This is a genomic window from Variovorax sp. GW460-12-1-14-LB1, assembly GCF_059423605.1.
In genome coordinates, this window is the sequence record NZ_JBWKYF010000074.1 from 18,397 (window position 1) to 32,800 (window position 14,404).

At 66.9% G+C, this 14,404-nt stretch carries 14 protein-coding genes; 3 read left to right on the forward strand and 11 right to left on the reverse strand.

Going from position 1 to position 14,404, the window contains the following annotated elements:
- Positions 1-99 precede the first annotated feature (99 nt).
- The 10 genes from AC07Y4_RS27270 to AC07Y4_RS27315 form a co-directional block, all read right to left on the reverse strand.
- Entirely contained in the window at positions 100-1,731 is a 1,632-nt protein-coding gene (locus AC07Y4_RS27270; protein ID WP_095743302.1) for an ABC transporter substrate-binding protein, read from the reverse strand.
- Between the two features lie 47 nt (positions 1,732-1,778).
- Entirely contained in the window at positions 1,779-2,798 is a 1,020-nt protein-coding gene (locus tag AC07Y4_RS27275; RefSeq protein WP_487848776.1) for a peptide ABC transporter ATP-binding protein, read from the reverse strand.
- The gene (locus tag AC07Y4_RS27280) at positions 2,795-3,820 is read right to left on the reverse strand and encodes an ABC transporter ATP-binding protein (RefSeq protein WP_487848777.1); all 1,026 of its coding nucleotides are present in this window, start codon (positions 3,818-3,820) and stop codon (positions 2,795-2,797) included. Before AC07Y4_RS27280 ends, AC07Y4_RS27275 begins: the two co-directional genes overlap by 4 nt.
- Before the next feature lie 17 nt (positions 3,821-3,837).
- The gene (locus tag AC07Y4_RS27285) at positions 3,838-4,746 is read right to left on the reverse strand and encodes an ABC transporter permease subunit (protein WP_095949747.1); all 909 of its coding nucleotides are present in this window, start codon (positions 4,744-4,746) and stop codon (positions 3,838-3,840) included.
- Positions 4,747-4,750: 4 nt separating this feature from the next.
- The gene (locus AC07Y4_RS27290; RefSeq protein WP_070063398.1) at positions 4,751-5,755 is read right to left on the reverse strand and encodes an ABC transporter permease subunit; all 1,005 of its coding nucleotides are present in this window, start codon (positions 5,753-5,755) and stop codon (positions 4,751-4,753) included.
- Positions 5,756-5,809: 54 nt separating this feature from the next.
- A complete protein-coding gene (locus AC07Y4_RS27295; RefSeq protein ID WP_070063399.1) occupies positions 5,810-7,489 on the reverse strand; it encodes a long-chain-fatty-acid--CoA ligase in 1,680 nt (559 codons plus the stop codon).
- Positions 7,490-7,589: 100 nt separating this feature from the next.
- The gene (locus AC07Y4_RS27300; protein WP_354345439.1) at positions 7,590-9,089 is read right to left on the reverse strand and encodes an NAD(P)(+) transhydrogenase (Re/Si-specific) subunit beta; all 1,500 of its coding nucleotides are present in this window, start codon (positions 9,087-9,089) and stop codon (positions 7,590-7,592) included.
- Complete coding sequence (locus AC07Y4_RS27305; RefSeq protein WP_062481510.1) at positions 9,086-9,415, reverse strand: NAD(P) transhydrogenase subunit alpha part 2; 330 nt, start codon at positions 9,413-9,415, stop codon at positions 9,086-9,088. Before AC07Y4_RS27305 ends, AC07Y4_RS27300 begins: the two co-directional genes overlap by 4 nt.
- Positions 9,416-9,463: 48 nt before the next feature.
- Positions 9,464-9,826 carry an aspartate 1-decarboxylase gene (gene panD / locus AC07Y4_RS27310; RefSeq protein ID WP_062481508.1) on the reverse strand — a complete coding sequence of 121 codons (363 nt, stop codon included), beginning with the start codon at positions 9,824-9,826 and terminating at the stop codon, positions 9,464-9,466.
- A 16-nt stretch (positions 9,827-9,842) separates the two neighbouring features.
- Entirely contained in the window at positions 9,843-10,973 is a 1,131-nt protein-coding gene (locus AC07Y4_RS27315; protein ID WP_139702225.1) for a Re/Si-specific NAD(P)(+) transhydrogenase subunit alpha, read from the reverse strand.
- Positions 10,974-11,375: 402 nt separating this feature from the next.
- Between AC07Y4_RS27315 and AC07Y4_RS27320 the strand changes: the two genes are divergently transcribed.
- From AC07Y4_RS27320 to AC07Y4_RS27330, 3 genes are all read left to right on the forward strand, one after another.
- Complete coding sequence (locus AC07Y4_RS27320) at positions 11,376-12,098, forward strand: response regulator transcription factor (protein ID WP_062481504.1); 723 nt, start codon at positions 11,376-11,378, stop codon at positions 12,096-12,098.
- 83 nt (positions 12,099-12,181) lie between these two features.
- Positions 12,182-12,610 (forward strand): DUF4019 domain-containing protein, encoded by a 429-nt coding sequence (locus AC07Y4_RS27325; protein WP_487848778.1) that lies wholly within the window; start codon positions 12,182-12,184, stop codon positions 12,608-12,610.
- Between the two features lie 28 nt (positions 12,611-12,638).
- Positions 12,639-13,112: an NUDIX hydrolase gene (locus AC07Y4_RS27330; protein WP_487848779.1), complete on the forward strand. Its 474-nt coding sequence runs from the start codon at positions 12,639-12,641 to the stop codon at positions 13,110-13,112.
- 7 nt (positions 13,113-13,119) lie between these two features.
- On the opposite strand, the gene mnmA is transcribed toward AC07Y4_RS27330, so the two are convergent.
- A complete protein-coding gene (gene mnmA, locus AC07Y4_RS27335) occupies positions 13,120-14,220 on the reverse strand; it encodes a tRNA 2-thiouridine(34) synthase MnmA (protein ID WP_487848780.1) in 1,101 nt (366 codons plus the stop codon).
- Positions 14,221-14,404: the final 184 nt, after the last annotated feature.

Here is a 14,404-nt window from a genome sequence, read left to right on the forward strand (position 1 = left end):
TATTCCAGGAACACCGCGGAACCGGCTTTGCCGGGCCGCAGGTGTTGCCCCCTGCAAGGGGGTTGGCGTAGCGACACGAAGTGCGCGAAGCCTGGGGGTTTACTTGATATCCACGCCGTAGAACGTATGGCGACCGAAGGGGCTCAGCTTGAAGTCGACCACTTCCTTGCGCACCGGCTTCAGCTGCACCGCGTGCGCGATGGTGAACCACGGCGCCTGCTCCTTGAAGATGACCTGCGCCTTCTTGTAGAGCGCGTCGCGCTCGGACTGCTTGGTCGCGCTCTTGGCCTTCACCACGAGGTCTTCGTAGGGTTGGTAGCAGAACTTCGAGATGTTGCTGCCGCTGGCCGACTTGGCCGAGGCGCAGCCCAGCAGGGTGTACATGAAGTTGTCCGGGTCGCCGTTGTCGCCGGTCCAGCCCAGCATGCCCATCTGGTGCTCGCCGGCCTGCAGGCGCTTGCGGTACTCGCCCCACTCGAAGCTCTTGATCTCGGCCTTGACGTTGATCTTGGCCAGGTCGGCCTGCATCAGCTCGGCGATGCGCTTGGCGTTCGGGTTGTACGGGCGCTGCACCGGCATGGCCCACAGGTCAGTGCTGAAGCCGTCGGGGAAGCCGGCCTGCGCCAGCAGCTTCTTGGCGGCTTCGGGGTCGTACGGGTCGTCCTTCACGGCATCGTTGTAGGACCACAGCGTGGGCGGGATCGGGTTCTTCGCCGCCACGCCGGTCGTGAGGTACACGCCGTCGATGATGGCCTTCTTGTTGATCGCCATGTTGATGGCCTTGCGCACGCGCACGTCGTCGAAGGGCTTCTTCGTCGTGTTGTACGAGAGGTAGCCCACGTTCAGGCCCGGCTGCTCCAGCACCTGCACGTTCGGGTCCTTGCGGATCGCGTCGAGGTCGGCCGGGTTCGGGTACGGCATGACATGGCACTCGCCCTTTTGCAGCTTGGCCCAGCGCACCGAGGCATCGGGGGTGATCGCGAACACGAGGTCGTCGATCTTGGCCTTGCCGCCCCAGTACTGCGGAAAGGCCTTGAAGCGGATGATCGCGTCCTTCTGGTACTGCACGAGGTAGAACGGGCCGGTGCCGACCGGGTCCTGGTCGACCTTCTCGGGCGTGCCGGCCTTCAGCATCGCGATGGCGTATTCCTTCGACTGGATGCCCGCGTACTGCATCGCCAGGTTGGCCAGGAACGGCGCCTCGGCCTGGTTGAGCGTGATCTTTACCGTGTGGTCGTCGATGCGGTCCACCGACTTCAAGAGCTTGGGCATGCCCATGTCGTTGAAGTAGGAGTGGTTCTGGCTCGTGACCTTGAAGAAGGGGTCGCTCTCCTTCCACTGGCGCTCGAGCATGAAGATGAAGTCGTCGGCGTTGAAGTCGCGCGTGGGCTTGAAGCTCTTGCTCGTGGTGTGCCACTTCACGCCCTTGCGCAAGTGGAAGGTGTACACGGTGCCGTCGGCCGAGATGTCCCATTTTTCGGCCAGGCCCGGCATCACCTTGGTGCCGCCGCGCTCGAACTCGACGATGGTGTTGTAGACCTGCGTGGTCACGTCGAAGGACGTGCCGGTGGTGTTCATGCCCGGATAGAAGTTTTCCGGGCTTCCTTCGGAGCAGTACACCAACGTCTTGGCTGACACGGCGCCGCAGGCCAGGGTAAGGGCCGTGAGCGCTGCCGGTGCCAGGAGCGCCAGCTTTTGTGAGCGGCGCGAAACGGAGGACTGGGTCGTCATGGGGACTCCTCGAGACAGGGTTGAAAAAATCGCCACTCCACTCTTCTTCAGGACGCGGCGAGCACGGGACCATCGGCGCGCACGGCAGGCGCGCCATCGAGAAACTGCTCGGCGTAGTGGCAGGCCACCAGCCGCTCGTCGAGCGCGCGCAGCGCGGGGCGCTCCTCGCGGCAGCGCGGCTGCACGTGCGGGCAGCGCGTGCTGAAGACGCAGCCCGAAGGCGGGTCCAGCGGCGACGGCAGCTCGCCCTTGAGCACGATGCGCTGGCTGCTCAGGCCCGGCGTCGAGGCCAGCAGCGCCTGCGTGTAGGGATGCAGCGGCCGCGCGAAGATGCGCGACTTGGGGCCCTGCTCCACCGCATGGCCCAGGTACATCACGAGCACGTCGTGCGCGATGTGGCGCACCACGCCCAGGTCGTGCGAGATGAAGAGGTAGGCCAGGCCCAACTCGGCCTGCAGGTCCGCCAGCAGGTTCAGCACCTGCGCCTGGATCGACACGTCGAGCGCCGACACCGGCTCGTCGGCCACCAGGAGGCGCGGCGACAGCATGAGCGCGCGCGCGATGGCGATGCGCTGGCGCTGGCCGCCCGAGAACATGTGCGGGTAGCGGTTGGCGTACTCGGGGCGCAGGCCGACGCGGGCCAGCATCTCGCGTGCTTTCTCGGCGCGCTCCGGCTTGCTCAACGAGGTGTTGATGGCCAGCGGGTCTTCGAGCACCGCCGAAATCTTCTTGCGCGGGTTGAGCGAGCCATACGGGTTCTGGAACACCAGCTGCACCGCCTGGCGCAGCTCGCGCCTGCGTTCATGCGGCGGGCTCACGGCATCGGCACCGATCAGCGTCAGTTGCCCGGCGGTGGGTTTCTCGATCAGCGCGACCATGCGCGCGAGCGTCGACTTGCCGCAGCCCGATTCGCCCACCACCGCGAGCGTGCGCCCGCGTTCGAGGCGGAACGAGATGTCGCCCACGGCGCGCAGCTGCGCCGGCGCGCGGAACAGCCCGCGCCGCACGGCGTAGGTGCGCTGCAGGTTGCGCGCCTCGACCACGATCTCCGGCGATGCGTCGCTCATGGCAGCACCTCCGCAATCGCGGCGCGCGGCGGGTCTTGCGCGATGGCATCTGCGCGCCCCGGCTCGCCGAGCGGAAAGTGGCAGCGCACCTCGGCGCCCTGCCACGCACGCAGCGCCGGGCGCACCTGGCAGGCGCGCTCGGTGACGTAGCCGCAGCGTGGCGCGAACAGGCAGCCCGCGGGCCGGTCGTGCACGCCGGGCACCACGCCGCTGATGGTGGCGAGCCGCCCCTCGGGCGCGGCGCGCTCGGGCAGCGCCGCGAGCAGCGCCTCGGTGTAGGGATGCTGCGGCGATGCGAAGAGGCGGTCGACGCGCTGGTGCTCCATCACCTGCCCCGCGTACATCACGGCGATGCGCTGCGCCATCTCGCTGACCACGCCCATGTTGTGCGTGATGAGCACGAGCGCCATGCCGCGCTCCTTCTGCAGGTCGCGCAGCAGGTCGAGGATCTGCGCCTGGATGGTCACGTCGAGCGCGGTGGTCGGCTCGTCGGCAATCAGCAGGCGCGGGTTGCAGGCGATGGCCATCGCGATCATCACGCGTTGGTTCATGCCGCCCGAGAGCTGGTGCGGGTAGCTGCCCAGGCGCGACGATGCAGCGGGAATGCCCACCTGCTCCAGCAGCTCGGTCGCGCGCTTCTTCGCTTCGCGCTTGTCGAGCTTCAGGTGCAGGCGCAACGTTTCCATCAGCTGGAAGCCGATGGTGAAGCAGGGGTTGAGGCTGGTGGTCGGCTCCTGGAAGATCATCGCGACCTCCTTGCCGACCAGCGTGCGGCGCGCCTTGTCGGAGATGCCGAGCAAGTCCTTGCCCGCAAAGCGCATGTGGTCCGCGCGCACGCGGCCCGGGAAGCCGACGAGGCCCATGAGCGCCATCATCGTGACGCTCTTGCCCGAGCCCGATTCACCGACGATGCCGAGCACCTCGCCCTCTTCGAGCGTGAGGCTCACGCCGTCGACGGCGTGCAGCACGCCGCCCTGCGTGGGGAACTCGACGTGCAGATCTTTGATTTCAAGCAAAGGCATCTGTTCTCTCCTTTGCGTCAGCGCTTGAGCTTCGGGTCGAGCGCATCGCGCAGCCCGTCGCCCAGCAGGTTGAAGGCCAGCACGGCCGCAAGGATGGCGAGGCCCGGGAAGGTCACGACCCACCAGGCGCGCAGCACGAACTCGCGCGCGTCGGCCAGCATCGTTCCCCATTCGGGCGACGGCGGCTGTGCGCCCAGGCCGATGAAGCCGAGCGCCGCCGCATCGAGGATGGCGGTCGAGACGCCCAGCGAAGCCTGCACGATCAGCGGCGCCGAACAGTTGGGCAGCACCTCGCGGAACATCAGGCGCAGCGTGCTGGCGCCGCTCACGCGCGCCGCGGTCACGTAGTCGCGCGAAACCTCGGCGATGACCGTGGCGCGCGTGATGCGCACGTAGTGCGGCAGCACCACGATGGCCACCGCGAGCATGGCGTTGACGAGCCCCGGCCCGAGGATCGCGACGATCACGATGGCCATCAGCAGGCTGGGCATCGTGAGGATGATGTCCATCATCCGCATGATCGCGATCTCCAGCGCGCCGCGAAAGAATCCGGCGACGAGCCCGAGCACCACGCCCACCACCACCGACAACGCCACCACCGCGACGCCGATCGACAGCGACAGCCGCGCGCCGTGCATGAGCCGCGACAGGATGTCGCGCCCGATGGCATCCGTTCCCAGCAGGTAGGTCCACGAGCCGCCTTCCTGCCAGGCCGGCGGCTTGAGGAAAGCGGCGGCGTTGGTTTCGTTCGGTGCATGCGGCGCGATCCACGGTGCGAACAGCGCCACCAGCAGCAGCACCACGATGGTGACGAGGCCGATGACCGCGCCCCGGTTCGCCGAGAAGGCGGTCCAGAACTCGCGCCAGGGACCGGGAGGCGCCGAGGCCTGCGAGCCGGGGGGAACGGCGTGGGTGTTGCTCGTCATCGACTCAGTGCCTGATCCGCGGGTTGATGACGCCGTAGGCGATGTCCACCAGCAGGTTGAGCAGCATCACGATGCCGCCCAGCAGCAACATGCCGCCCTGCAACACCGGGTAGTCGCGCCGTCCGATGGCCTCGATGAGCCACTTGCCGACACCGGGCCAGGAGAAGATGGTCTCGGTCAGGATCGCGCCGGTGAAGAGCACGCCGATCTGCAGGCCGATCACCGTGACGACCGGGATCAGCGCATTGCGCAGCGCATGCAGGCCCACCACGCGAAAGCGCGACAGGCCCTTCGCGCGCGCGGTGCGGATGTAGTCCTCGCCCAGCACCTCGAGCATGGCCGAGCGCGTCATGCGCGCGATGACGGCCAGCGGCACGGTGCCCAGCACGATGGCCGGAAGAATCAGGTGGTGCAGCGCCGACCAGAAGGCCTCGGTTTCGCCGGCGCGCAGCGCGTCGATCAGCAGGAAGCCGGTCTGCGGCTCGACGAAGTACTGCACCGAGATGCGGCCCGACACCGGCGTCCAGCCCAATTGCACCGAGAAAAACAGGATGAGCAGCAGGCCCCACCAGAAGATCGGCATCGAGTAGCCGGTGAGCGACGTGGCCATCACACCGTGGTCGAAGATCGAATTGCGCCGCACTGCCGCGACGATGCCGGCCGGCAGCCCGAGCAGCAGCGCGAAGAGAATCGCGCAGACGCCGAGTTCGACGGTGGCCGGAAAGAGCGCGAGGAACTCGCTCATCACCGTGTCCTGCGTGATGAGCGACTTGCCCAGGTCGCCCTGCAGCACGCGGCCGATGTAGATGCCGTATTGCACGAGCAGGGGCTTGTCCAGGCCCATGGCGGTGCGCAGCTCGGCGTGGCGCGCGGGGTCGATCCCGCGCTCGCCGGCCATCGTCTCGATGGGGTCACCCGGCACCAGCCGGATGAGAAAGAAGGCCAGCAGCGTCATGCCGATGAAGGTCGGCACGAGCAAGCCTAGGCGGACATAGATGAATCTGAGCATCGACCCGCGAATATGCAAGATCGATGCCCCGGCCCCACCCGGGCGGAACCCTTACTACTTCTTGCTATCCCGCAGTTCACGCCGCAGGATCTTGCCCACCGGGGTCTTGGGCATGTCGGTGCGGAACTCGATCACGCGCGGCTGCTTGTAGCCCGTGAGGTTGGCGCGGCAGTACTCGCGCACCTGCGCTTCGGTGAGCGACTCGTCCTTCTTGACGATGACGAGCTTCACGGCCTCGCCGGTCTTGTCGTCGGGCACGCCCACCGCGGCGCATTCGAGCACGCCGGGCAGCATCGCCACCACATCCTCGATCTCGTTCGGGTACACGTTGAAGCCCGACACCAGGATCATGTCCTTCTTGCGGTCGACCACCTTGAAGTAGCCGCGCTCGTCGACCACGCCGATGTCGCCGCTCTTGAAGTAGCCGTCGGGCGTCATGACCTTGGCGGTCTCGTCGGGGCGCTGCCAGTAGCCGGCCATGACCTGCGGGCCCTTGATGGCGATCTCGCCGCGCTCCCCCGTGGGCACTTCGTTGCCGTCGTCGTCGAGCAGCTTGAGCCAGGTGCTCGGCAGCGGCAGGCCGATGGTGCCGGTGTAGGCCGTGCTGTTGGTCGGGTTGCAGGTGGTCGAGGGCGAGGTTTCCGAGAGGCCGTAGCCCTCGCAGATGGGGCAGCCGGTTTTCTCGAGCCAGAGCTTGGCCACCGCGGCCTGCACCGCCATGCCGCCGCCGACCGAGACCTTCAGGTTCTTCCAGTTGACGGTGTTGAAGTCGGGGTGGTTCGCCAGCCCGTTGAACAGCGTGTTGACGGCCGGGAAGCTGTGGATGGTGTGCTTCGACAGTTCCTTGAGCACGCCGGGAATGTCGCGCGGGTTCGGGATCAGGATCAGCTTGCCACCCGTGCGCATGCTCAGCATCATGCCGACCGTGAACGCGAAGATGTGATACAGCGGCAGCGCGCACACGCTGGTGGGCTGCTCGTTGGCCGGCACCTTGGCCATGACGGGCTCGTTCCAGGCTTCGGACTGCAGCACGTTGGCGATCACGTTGCGATGCAGCAGCACCGCGCCCTTGGACACGCCGGTGGTGCCGCCGGTGTACTGCAGCACGGCCACGTCGTCGGGGCCGGTGGCCACGGGCTTGAGCGAACCGCCCGCGCCCTTGTCGAGCGCGTCGTTGAAGCGCACGGCGCCCGGCAGGCTGAAGTGCGGCACCAGCTTCTTGACGTTGCGCACCACGTAGTTGACCAGCGCGCCCTTCAGGAAGCCGAGCCGGTCGCCCATGGAGGCCAGCACGATGTGCTTGATCGGCGTGCTCGCGATGCACTGCTGCAGCGTGGTGCCGAAGTTCTCCATGATGACGATCGCCTTGGCGCCCGAGTCCTTGAGCTGGTGCTCGAGTTCGCGCGGCGTGTACAGCGGGTTCACGTTCACCAGGATCAGGCCGGCGCGCAGGATGGCCGCCACCGCGATCGGGTACTGCGGGCAGTTGGGCATCATCGCGGCGACGCGGTCGCCCTTCACGAGGCCCAGGCCCTGCAGGTAGGCCGCGAAGGCCTTGCTGAGCTTGTCGGTCTCGCCGTAGCTCACGTCCTTGCCCATGAAGCTGTAGGCCGTGCGGTCGGCGTACTTGGTGAAGCTCTCCTCCATGAGCGCCACCAGCGACGGGTAGTGCGACGCGTCGATGTCGGCGGGCACGCCTTGCGGGTAGCTGCTGAGCCAGGGGCGTTCGGTCATGGATGTGTCTCCTCGGAGTCGGATGAGTTTTTAAAAACGAAAACGGCGCACGTGAGGCGCCGCGACGATCAGGCCCGCATCGCGGGCACGGACCTTCGGCCTATTCGATGGCCTTGCCCATATCTTCCACTACTTTTTTCGCATCGCCAAAGACCATCATGGTCTTGTCCATGTAGAAGAGCTCGTTGTCCAGGCCCGCGTAGCCGGCGGCCATGGAGCGCTTGTTCACGATGACGGTCTTGGCCTTGTAGGCTTCCAGGATCGGCATGCCGTAGATCGGCGTGCCCTTGGTGAGCGCGGCCGGGTTCACCACGTCGTTGGCACCCAGGATGATCGCCACGTCGGCCTGCGCGAACTCGCCGTTGATGTCCTCCATCTCGAACACCTGGTCGTAGGGCACCTCGGCCTCGGCCAGCAGCACGTTCATGTGGCCCGGCATGCGGCCGGCCACGGGGTGGATGGCGTACTTCACCTTGACGCCCTTGTGCGTGAGCTTCTCGGCCAGTTCGTTCACGGCGTGCTGGGCGCGCGCCACGGCCAGGCCGTAGCCCGGCACGATGATCACCGTCTCGGCGTTGGACAGCATGTAGGCCGCGTCGTCGGCGCTGCCGCTCTTCACAGGACGCTGTTCCTTCGCGCCGTCGGTGGCGGTGGTTGCCTCGCCGCCGAAGCCGCCCAGGATCACGTTGAAGAACGAGCGGTTCATGGCCTTGCACATGATGTAGCTCAGGATCGCACCCGAAGAGCCCACCAGCGAACCGGCCACGATCAGCATCGCGTTGTTCAGGCTGAAGCCGATGCCGGCCGCCGCCCAGCCCGAGTAGCTGTTGAGCATCGACACCACCACCGGCATGTCGGCGCCGCCGATCGGGATGATGATGAGCACGCCCATCACGAAGGCCAGCGCCAGCATCGCGAAGAACGCCGGCCAGCTTTCGGTGGCCACGAACACCAGGCCCAGGCCGATGGTCGCCAGGCCCAGCACCAGGTTCAGCATGTGCTGGCCCGAGAACTGCACCGGCGCGCCCTGGAACAGGCGGAACTTGTACTTGCCCGAGAGCTTGCCGAAGGCGATGACCGAGCCGCTGAAGGTGATGGCGCCGATGGCCGCACCCAGGAACAGCTCGAGTCGGTTGCCATAAGGAATGGCATGGCGCACGAAGCCCTCGAAGAGGACCGCGCCATCGGGCGTGCGCGCACCGACGACCGCCGCCACGGGCGCGGCCGTGATGCCGAAGGCCCAGGGCTCGGCCACCGCGGCCACGCCGATGAACACCGCGGCCAGGCCGATCATGCTGTGCATGAAGGCGACCAGCTCGGGCATCTTGGTCATCTCGACCTTGTTGGCCATGAACGCGCCCAGGCCGCCACCGACCACGACGGCGGCCAGCACCCAGGCGATGCCGGTGGTGAAGTCGACGTTGAGGGCGCGCGCCTGTCCGTGGACCAGCGCGATGGTGGTCAGCACGGCGATCGCCATGCCGGTCATGCCGAAGATGTTGCCGCGGATCGAGGTGGTGGGATGGGACAGGCCCTTCAGGGCCTGGATGAAGCAGACGCTGGCAACGAGGTACAGCAGCGTGACGAGGTTCATGCTCACTTGGCGGCTCCCTCTGCAGCCTTGGGGGCGGCCTTCTTGTCTTTCTTCTTGAACATCTCGAGCATCCGGCGCGTGACCAGGAAGCCGCCGAAGACGTTCACCGCGGCCAGCGCCACGGCGAGCACGCCCATGGTCTTGCCCAGCGGCGTGGTGGTGAGCGCGGCGGCCAGCATGGCGCCCACGATCACGATGGCCGAGATGGCGTTGGTCACGGCCATGAGCGGCGTGTGCAGCGCGGGCGTGACGGTCCAGACCACGTGGTAGCCGACGTAGATGGCCAGCACGAAGATGGTCAGGTTGATGACGGTGTGCGAAACGATTTCCATGGTGTTGTGTTCTCCTCGTTCGGTCTCTGTCTCTTGTCCAGGGCTCTGTCAGAGCTTCTTGACTTCGTTGATGCGGTTGGCATCGCCAAGCAGCACCACCTTGGGCTTGTAGTCGGCGGCTTCGGCCTCGGTCATGGGGGCGTAGGTGCAGATGATGAGCAGGTCGCCCACATGCGCCTTGCGCGCCGCCGCGCCGTTGAGCGAGATGGCGCCCGAACCGCGCGCCGCCTTGATGATGTAGGTCGAGAAGCGCTCGCCGTTGTTGACGTTGTACAGCTCGATCTTTTCGTACTCGCGCATGTCGGCCGCGTCGAGCAGGTCTTCGTCGATGCCGCACGAGCCTTCGTAGTGCAGGTCGGCTTCGGTCACGGTGGCGCGATGCAGCTTCGCGCGGAGCATGGTGCGGTTCATGGAGGGCAGCCTGCTCTTACTTGCGCGTGACCTGGCCGTCCTGCGTGACGCGGCAGGCGGCGACGATGTCGTCCTCGAGGTCGATCTTGAGCGCGCCTTCCTTCGTGACGACGAGCTTGAGGAAGTCGAGCACGTTGCGCGCATACAGCGCCGACGCGTCGGCCGCCACCAGCGCCGCGAGGTTGGTCTCGCCCACGATGGTCACGCCGTGCTTGACCACGGTCTTGTCGGCCTCCGACAGCGGGCAGTTGCCGCCGATGCCGTCGGCGCCCTTGCCGGCCGCGATGTCGACGATCACCGAGCCCGGCTTCATCGACTTGACCATGTCCTCGGTGACGAGGGTGGGCGCGGCGCGGCCGGGAATGAGCGCGGTGCTGATGACCACGTCGGCCAGCGCGACGCGCTTGGCGACCTCGGCCTGCTGGCGCGTGAGCCAGCTGGCGGGCATCGGGCGGGCGTAGCCGCCGACGCCTTCGGCCGCGTCCTTCTCTTCCTGCGTCTCGTAGGGCACGTCGATGAACTTGCCGCCCAGCGACTCGATCTGTTCCTTGACGCTCGGACGCACGTCCGAGGCCTCGATGACGGCGCCCAGGCGCTTGGCCGTGGCAATGGCCTGCAGGCCGGCCACGCCGACGCCCAGGATGACGACGCGCGCGGCCTTCACGGTGCCGGCGGCGGTCATCAGCATGGGGAAGAAGCGCTGGTACCTGTCGGCCGCGATCATCACGGCCTTGTAGCCGGCGATGTTGGCCTGCGAGCTGAGCACGTCCATGCTCTGGGCGCGCGTGGTGCGCGGCGCGGCTTCGAGCGCGAAGCCCGTGACGCCCGCGGCGGCCAGGCGCTGCAGGCCGGCCGCGTCGAAAGGATTGAGCATGCCGATGACGACCGCGCCGGCCTTCAGCTGCGCCGCCTCGGCGTCGCTGGGCGTGCGCACCTTGAGCACCATGTCGGCGGAGAGCGCCCCGGCCGCATCGGTGATCTCGGCGCCTGCCGTCTGGTACGCCGCGTCGGTGACGCTGGCTGCAATGCCGGCACCGGCCTGCACGCGCACGGTGTGCCCGGAGGCCACCAGTTTCTTCACCGTTTCGGGTGTAACGGCCACTCGGGTTTCGCCAGCCGCTGTCTCGGCAGGCACGCCTATCAACATAGAGTTCTCCTCAGGGGGAAGGGGCAGCACGGATTGCGGGCAGAGCTTACAGCAAGATTACAAGCGCACCTGTCGCCAGAATGCCGCGTTCTTTTTGCTGCTCAACGCCCGCAGGCACTGCACATGTAGCTATTTAATTGATAGCAAATTGGCGGCCGGTACGACCCCGGGGGAAACACGGGTGACCGCCGCAGAAGCGCTTGTGGCGCCTTCGCTCGCTCTGGTTCTAGATTGCAATCAACTAACACCAATTGGATTCAATTAGCAATTGAACCACATACATAAAATCAATTTGCGTGAATTAATAGCAATTCACAGCAATGATTTCAGACGCAGATAGATACACTTCGATTCATATTGCGGACACATAGAGGTCCCCACAGGGCGGAACAAGGGAATGGAATGCGCATTGCAGTACTCGACACCGAGCCGGACCAACTCCGGTTGATCAACCAATCCATGGCGAGCCTCGGTCACGAGTGCCACACGTACGCCGCCGGCAAGGCGCTGCTGCACGCCATGCGCCGCGAAACCTTCGACCTGCTGGTCCTCGACTGGCGCCTGCCGGACATGAACGGCCCGGACGTCGTCAAGACGATCCGGCAGGACTACAAGAGCCGCATGCCGATCCTGTTCGTGACCGAGCACCACGACGACAGCGACATGGTCGAAGGCCTCAATGTCGGTGCCGACGACTTCATGGCCAAGCCGCTGCGCCCGATCGAGTTCGAGGCCCGCATCAACGCCCTGCTGCGCCGCGCCTACCCCTCGCGCAACGAGCCCGAAATGGTGTTCGGCCCGTACCACTTCTTTCCGCCCTCGCGCACCATCCGGGTCCACGGCGAGCTGGTCGAGCTGAAGAACCGCGAGTACGAACTCGCGCTCTTCCTGTTCCAGAACCTGGGGCGCCTGCTCTCGCGCGAGCACCTGCACGAGGCGGTCTGGGGGCTGGGGGTCGAGGCGCTGTCGCGCTCGCTCGACACCCACGTGTCGCGCCTGCGCACCAAGCTCGAGTTGCGTCCGTCGAACGGCTTCCTGCTGCTGGCCGTGTACGGTCTGGGCTACCGGCTGGAAACCATCGAGGTCGACACGCGGCCCGCCGCTGCAGCTTCCAACGCGCGCTGAGCGCATGCCCCGGCAGGCCGGGCAGGGAACCCCTCCTCCCCGTCGGCCTCCAACTTGTTCTGTCCGAACAAGCGCCCTTCCCCATGCCCCGGCTCCTCCTGGCCGCGCTGCTCCTGCTGTGCAGCGGCCTGTTCCCCGCCCTCGCTGAAGACGTCGAGGCCAGCGACATGGTGCGCGGCGGCCTGCAGGCGATCCAGATGATCGACCGGAACGAGGCCGGCGAGCTGTGGGACGGCGCCACGCCCGCCACCCGCAAGCGCATCACCCGCACCGACTTCGCCAGCAAGGTGGCCAAAAGCCGCGCCCCGCTCGGCGGGCCGCAGCAGCGCACCTGGGTGGCCGTGCACCGGCAGGTCGTGACCGACCCGGACGCCGATGCGGCCGGCCAGTACGTCAGCGTCGAGTACGAGACCCGCTTCGGCAACACGCCCGAGCGCACGCTGCGCGAACGGGTGAGCTTCCGGCTCGACGCCGACCGCATCTGGCGCTTCAGCGGCTATGTCGTGCGATAGCCGAGATGCCGATAGACTCGCGCCCACGATGCCCACACGCTGGAAACCCAATGTCACCGTGGCCGCGGTGATCGAGCAAGACGGCCGCTTCCTGCTCGTCGAAGAGCAGACCGACGACGGCCTGAAGCTCAACAACCCGGCCGGCCACCTCGACCCCGGCGAGTCGCCCGAGGACGGCTGCATTCGCGAGACGCTCGAGGAAACGGCCCACGCCTTCACGCCGACCGCGCTGCTGGGCGTGTACATGGCGCGCTCGGCCGAGCAGCCCGACGTGACCTACATGCGCTTTGCCTTCACCGGCGAGCTGGGCGCACGCGAAGAAGGTCGTGCGCTCGACGAAGGCATCGTGCGCACGCTCTGGATGACCGTGGACGAGATCCGCGCCAGCGCGGCGCGCCATCGCAGCCCGCTGCTGCTGCGCTGCGTCGAGGACTACCTCGCCGGCAAGCGCCACCCGCTCGCGCTGATCCACACCGAAGACAGCGTGCGGCAGCCCCGCTGAGGCCGGTTCAGACGATGACGCCGCCCCCGAGGCAGCGTTCGCCGTCGTACAGCACGGCCGACTGCCCTGGCGTGACCGCCCATTGCGGCGCTCCGAAGCGCAGGCTGAAGGCGCCGTTGGCGCCCTCGGACAGTTCGCAGGCCGCGTCGGCCTGCCGGTAGCGCGCCTTCGAACCGTAGGCGCCCGCGCCGGGCGCCTCGCCGGCGACCCAGCTCGCGTCGTCCGCCTTCAGTTCGGACGACAGCAGCCACGGATGGTCGTGCCCCTGCACCACCCACAGCGTGTTCTTCTCGACGTCCTTGCGCGCGACGAACCAGGGCGAATGGTCGCCCGCGCCGCGCTGGGCGCCCTTTTCCTTCACGCCGCCGATGCCCAGCCCCTGGCGCTGGCCCAGCGTGTAGAAGCTCAGGCCCTGGTGCTCGCCGAGCTTGCGGCCGCGGTCGTCCTTGATCGGGCCCGGCTCCTTGGAGATGTAGCGGTTCAGGAAGTCGCGGAACGGCCGCTCGCCGATGAAGCAGATGCCGGTCGAGTCCTTCTTCTTCGCGTTGGGCAGGCCGATCTCTTCCGCGATGCGGCGCACCTCGGTCTTGTGCAGCTCGCCGACCGGGAACAGCGTCTTCGACAGCTGCGCCTGGTTCAGGCGGTGCAGGAAGTAGCTCTGGTCCTTCGAGTTGTCGAGCCCCTTGAGCAGCTCGTGCCGGCCCGAAGCTTCGTCGAGGCGCACGCGGGCGTAGTGGCCCGTGGCGATCTTCTCGGCGCCCAGCCGCATGGCGTGGTCGAGGAAGGCCTTGAACTTGATCTCGGCGTTGCACAGCACGTCGGGGTTCGGCGTGCGGCCGGCCTTGTACTCGCGCAGGAACTCGGCGAACACGCGGTCCTTGTAGTCGGCGGCGAAGTTGACGTGCTCGATCTCGATGCCCAACACGTCGGCCACGCTGGCGGCGTCGATGAAGTCGATGTTCGACGAGCAGTACTCGCTGTCGTCGTCGTCTTCCCAGTTCTTCATGAAGATGCCGACCACCTCGTGCCCCTGCTGCTTGAGCAGGTGCGCGGTGACCGCGGAGTCCACCCCGCCGCTCAGCCCGACCACGATCCGTTGTTTTGCCATAAGCCCGCCATTGTCCCAGCCCGGCGACAGGGGCATCCGGCGTGTGGGAAATCGGGAAAACCCGTGTCGCCGGCTTGTCAGCCGCCACTCCACGATGCGAAAGGCCGGCGCTACAGTGCCCCGAAACACAGCGGAGACAACACGCATGGCGACCCCTTCCCCCTCTGGCGACCCCACCCCGGGG

Excerpts from the sequence above, each read along its gene's own strand:
- AC07Y4_RS27270 (WP_095743302.1), bottom strand. The coding sequence starts at position 1,731 with ATGACGACCCAGTCCTCCGTTTCGCGCCGCTCACAAAAGCTGGCGCTC.
- AC07Y4_RS27275 (WP_487848776.1), bottom strand. The coding sequence starts at position 2,798 with ATGAGCGACGCATCGCCGGAGATCGTGGTCGAGGCGCGCAACCTGCAG.
- AC07Y4_RS27280 (WP_487848777.1), bottom strand. The coding sequence starts at position 3,820 with ATGCCTTTGCTTGAAATCAAAGATCTGCACGTCGAGTTCCCCACGCAG.
- AC07Y4_RS27285 (WP_095949747.1), bottom strand. The coding sequence starts at position 4,746 with ATGACGAGCAACACCCACGCCGTTCCCCCCGGCTCGCAGGCCTCGGCG.
- AC07Y4_RS27290 (WP_070063398.1), bottom strand. The coding sequence starts at position 5,755 with ATGCTCAGATTCATCTATGTCCGCCTAGGCTTGCTCGTGCCGACCTTC.
- AC07Y4_RS27295 (WP_070063399.1), bottom strand. The coding sequence starts at position 7,489 with ATGACCGAACGCCCCTGGCTCAGCAGCTACCCGCAAGGCGTGCCCGCC.
- AC07Y4_RS27305 (WP_062481510.1), bottom strand. The coding sequence starts at position 9,415 with ATGGAAATCGTTTCGCACACCGTCATCAACCTGACCATCTTCGTGCTG.
- panD (WP_062481508.1), bottom strand. The coding sequence starts at position 9,826 with ATGAACCGCACCATGCTCCGCGCGAAGCTGCATCGCGCCACCGTGACC.
- AC07Y4_RS27315 (WP_139702225.1), bottom strand. The coding sequence starts at position 10,973 with ATGTTGATAGGCGTGCCTGCCGAGACAGCGGCTGGCGAAACCCGAGTG.
- AC07Y4_RS27320 (WP_062481504.1), top strand. The coding sequence starts at position 11,376 with ATGCGCATTGCAGTACTCGACACCGAGCCGGACCAACTCCGGTTGATC.
- AC07Y4_RS27325 (WP_487848778.1), top strand. The coding sequence starts at position 12,182 with ATGCCCCGGCTCCTCCTGGCCGCGCTGCTCCTGCTGTGCAGCGGCCTG.
- AC07Y4_RS27330 (WP_487848779.1), top strand. The coding sequence starts at position 12,639 with ATGCCCACACGCTGGAAACCCAATGTCACCGTGGCCGCGGTGATCGAG.
- mnmA (WP_487848780.1), bottom strand. The coding sequence starts at position 14,220 with ATGGCAAAACAACGGATCGTGGTCGGGCTGAGCGGCGGGGTGGACTCC.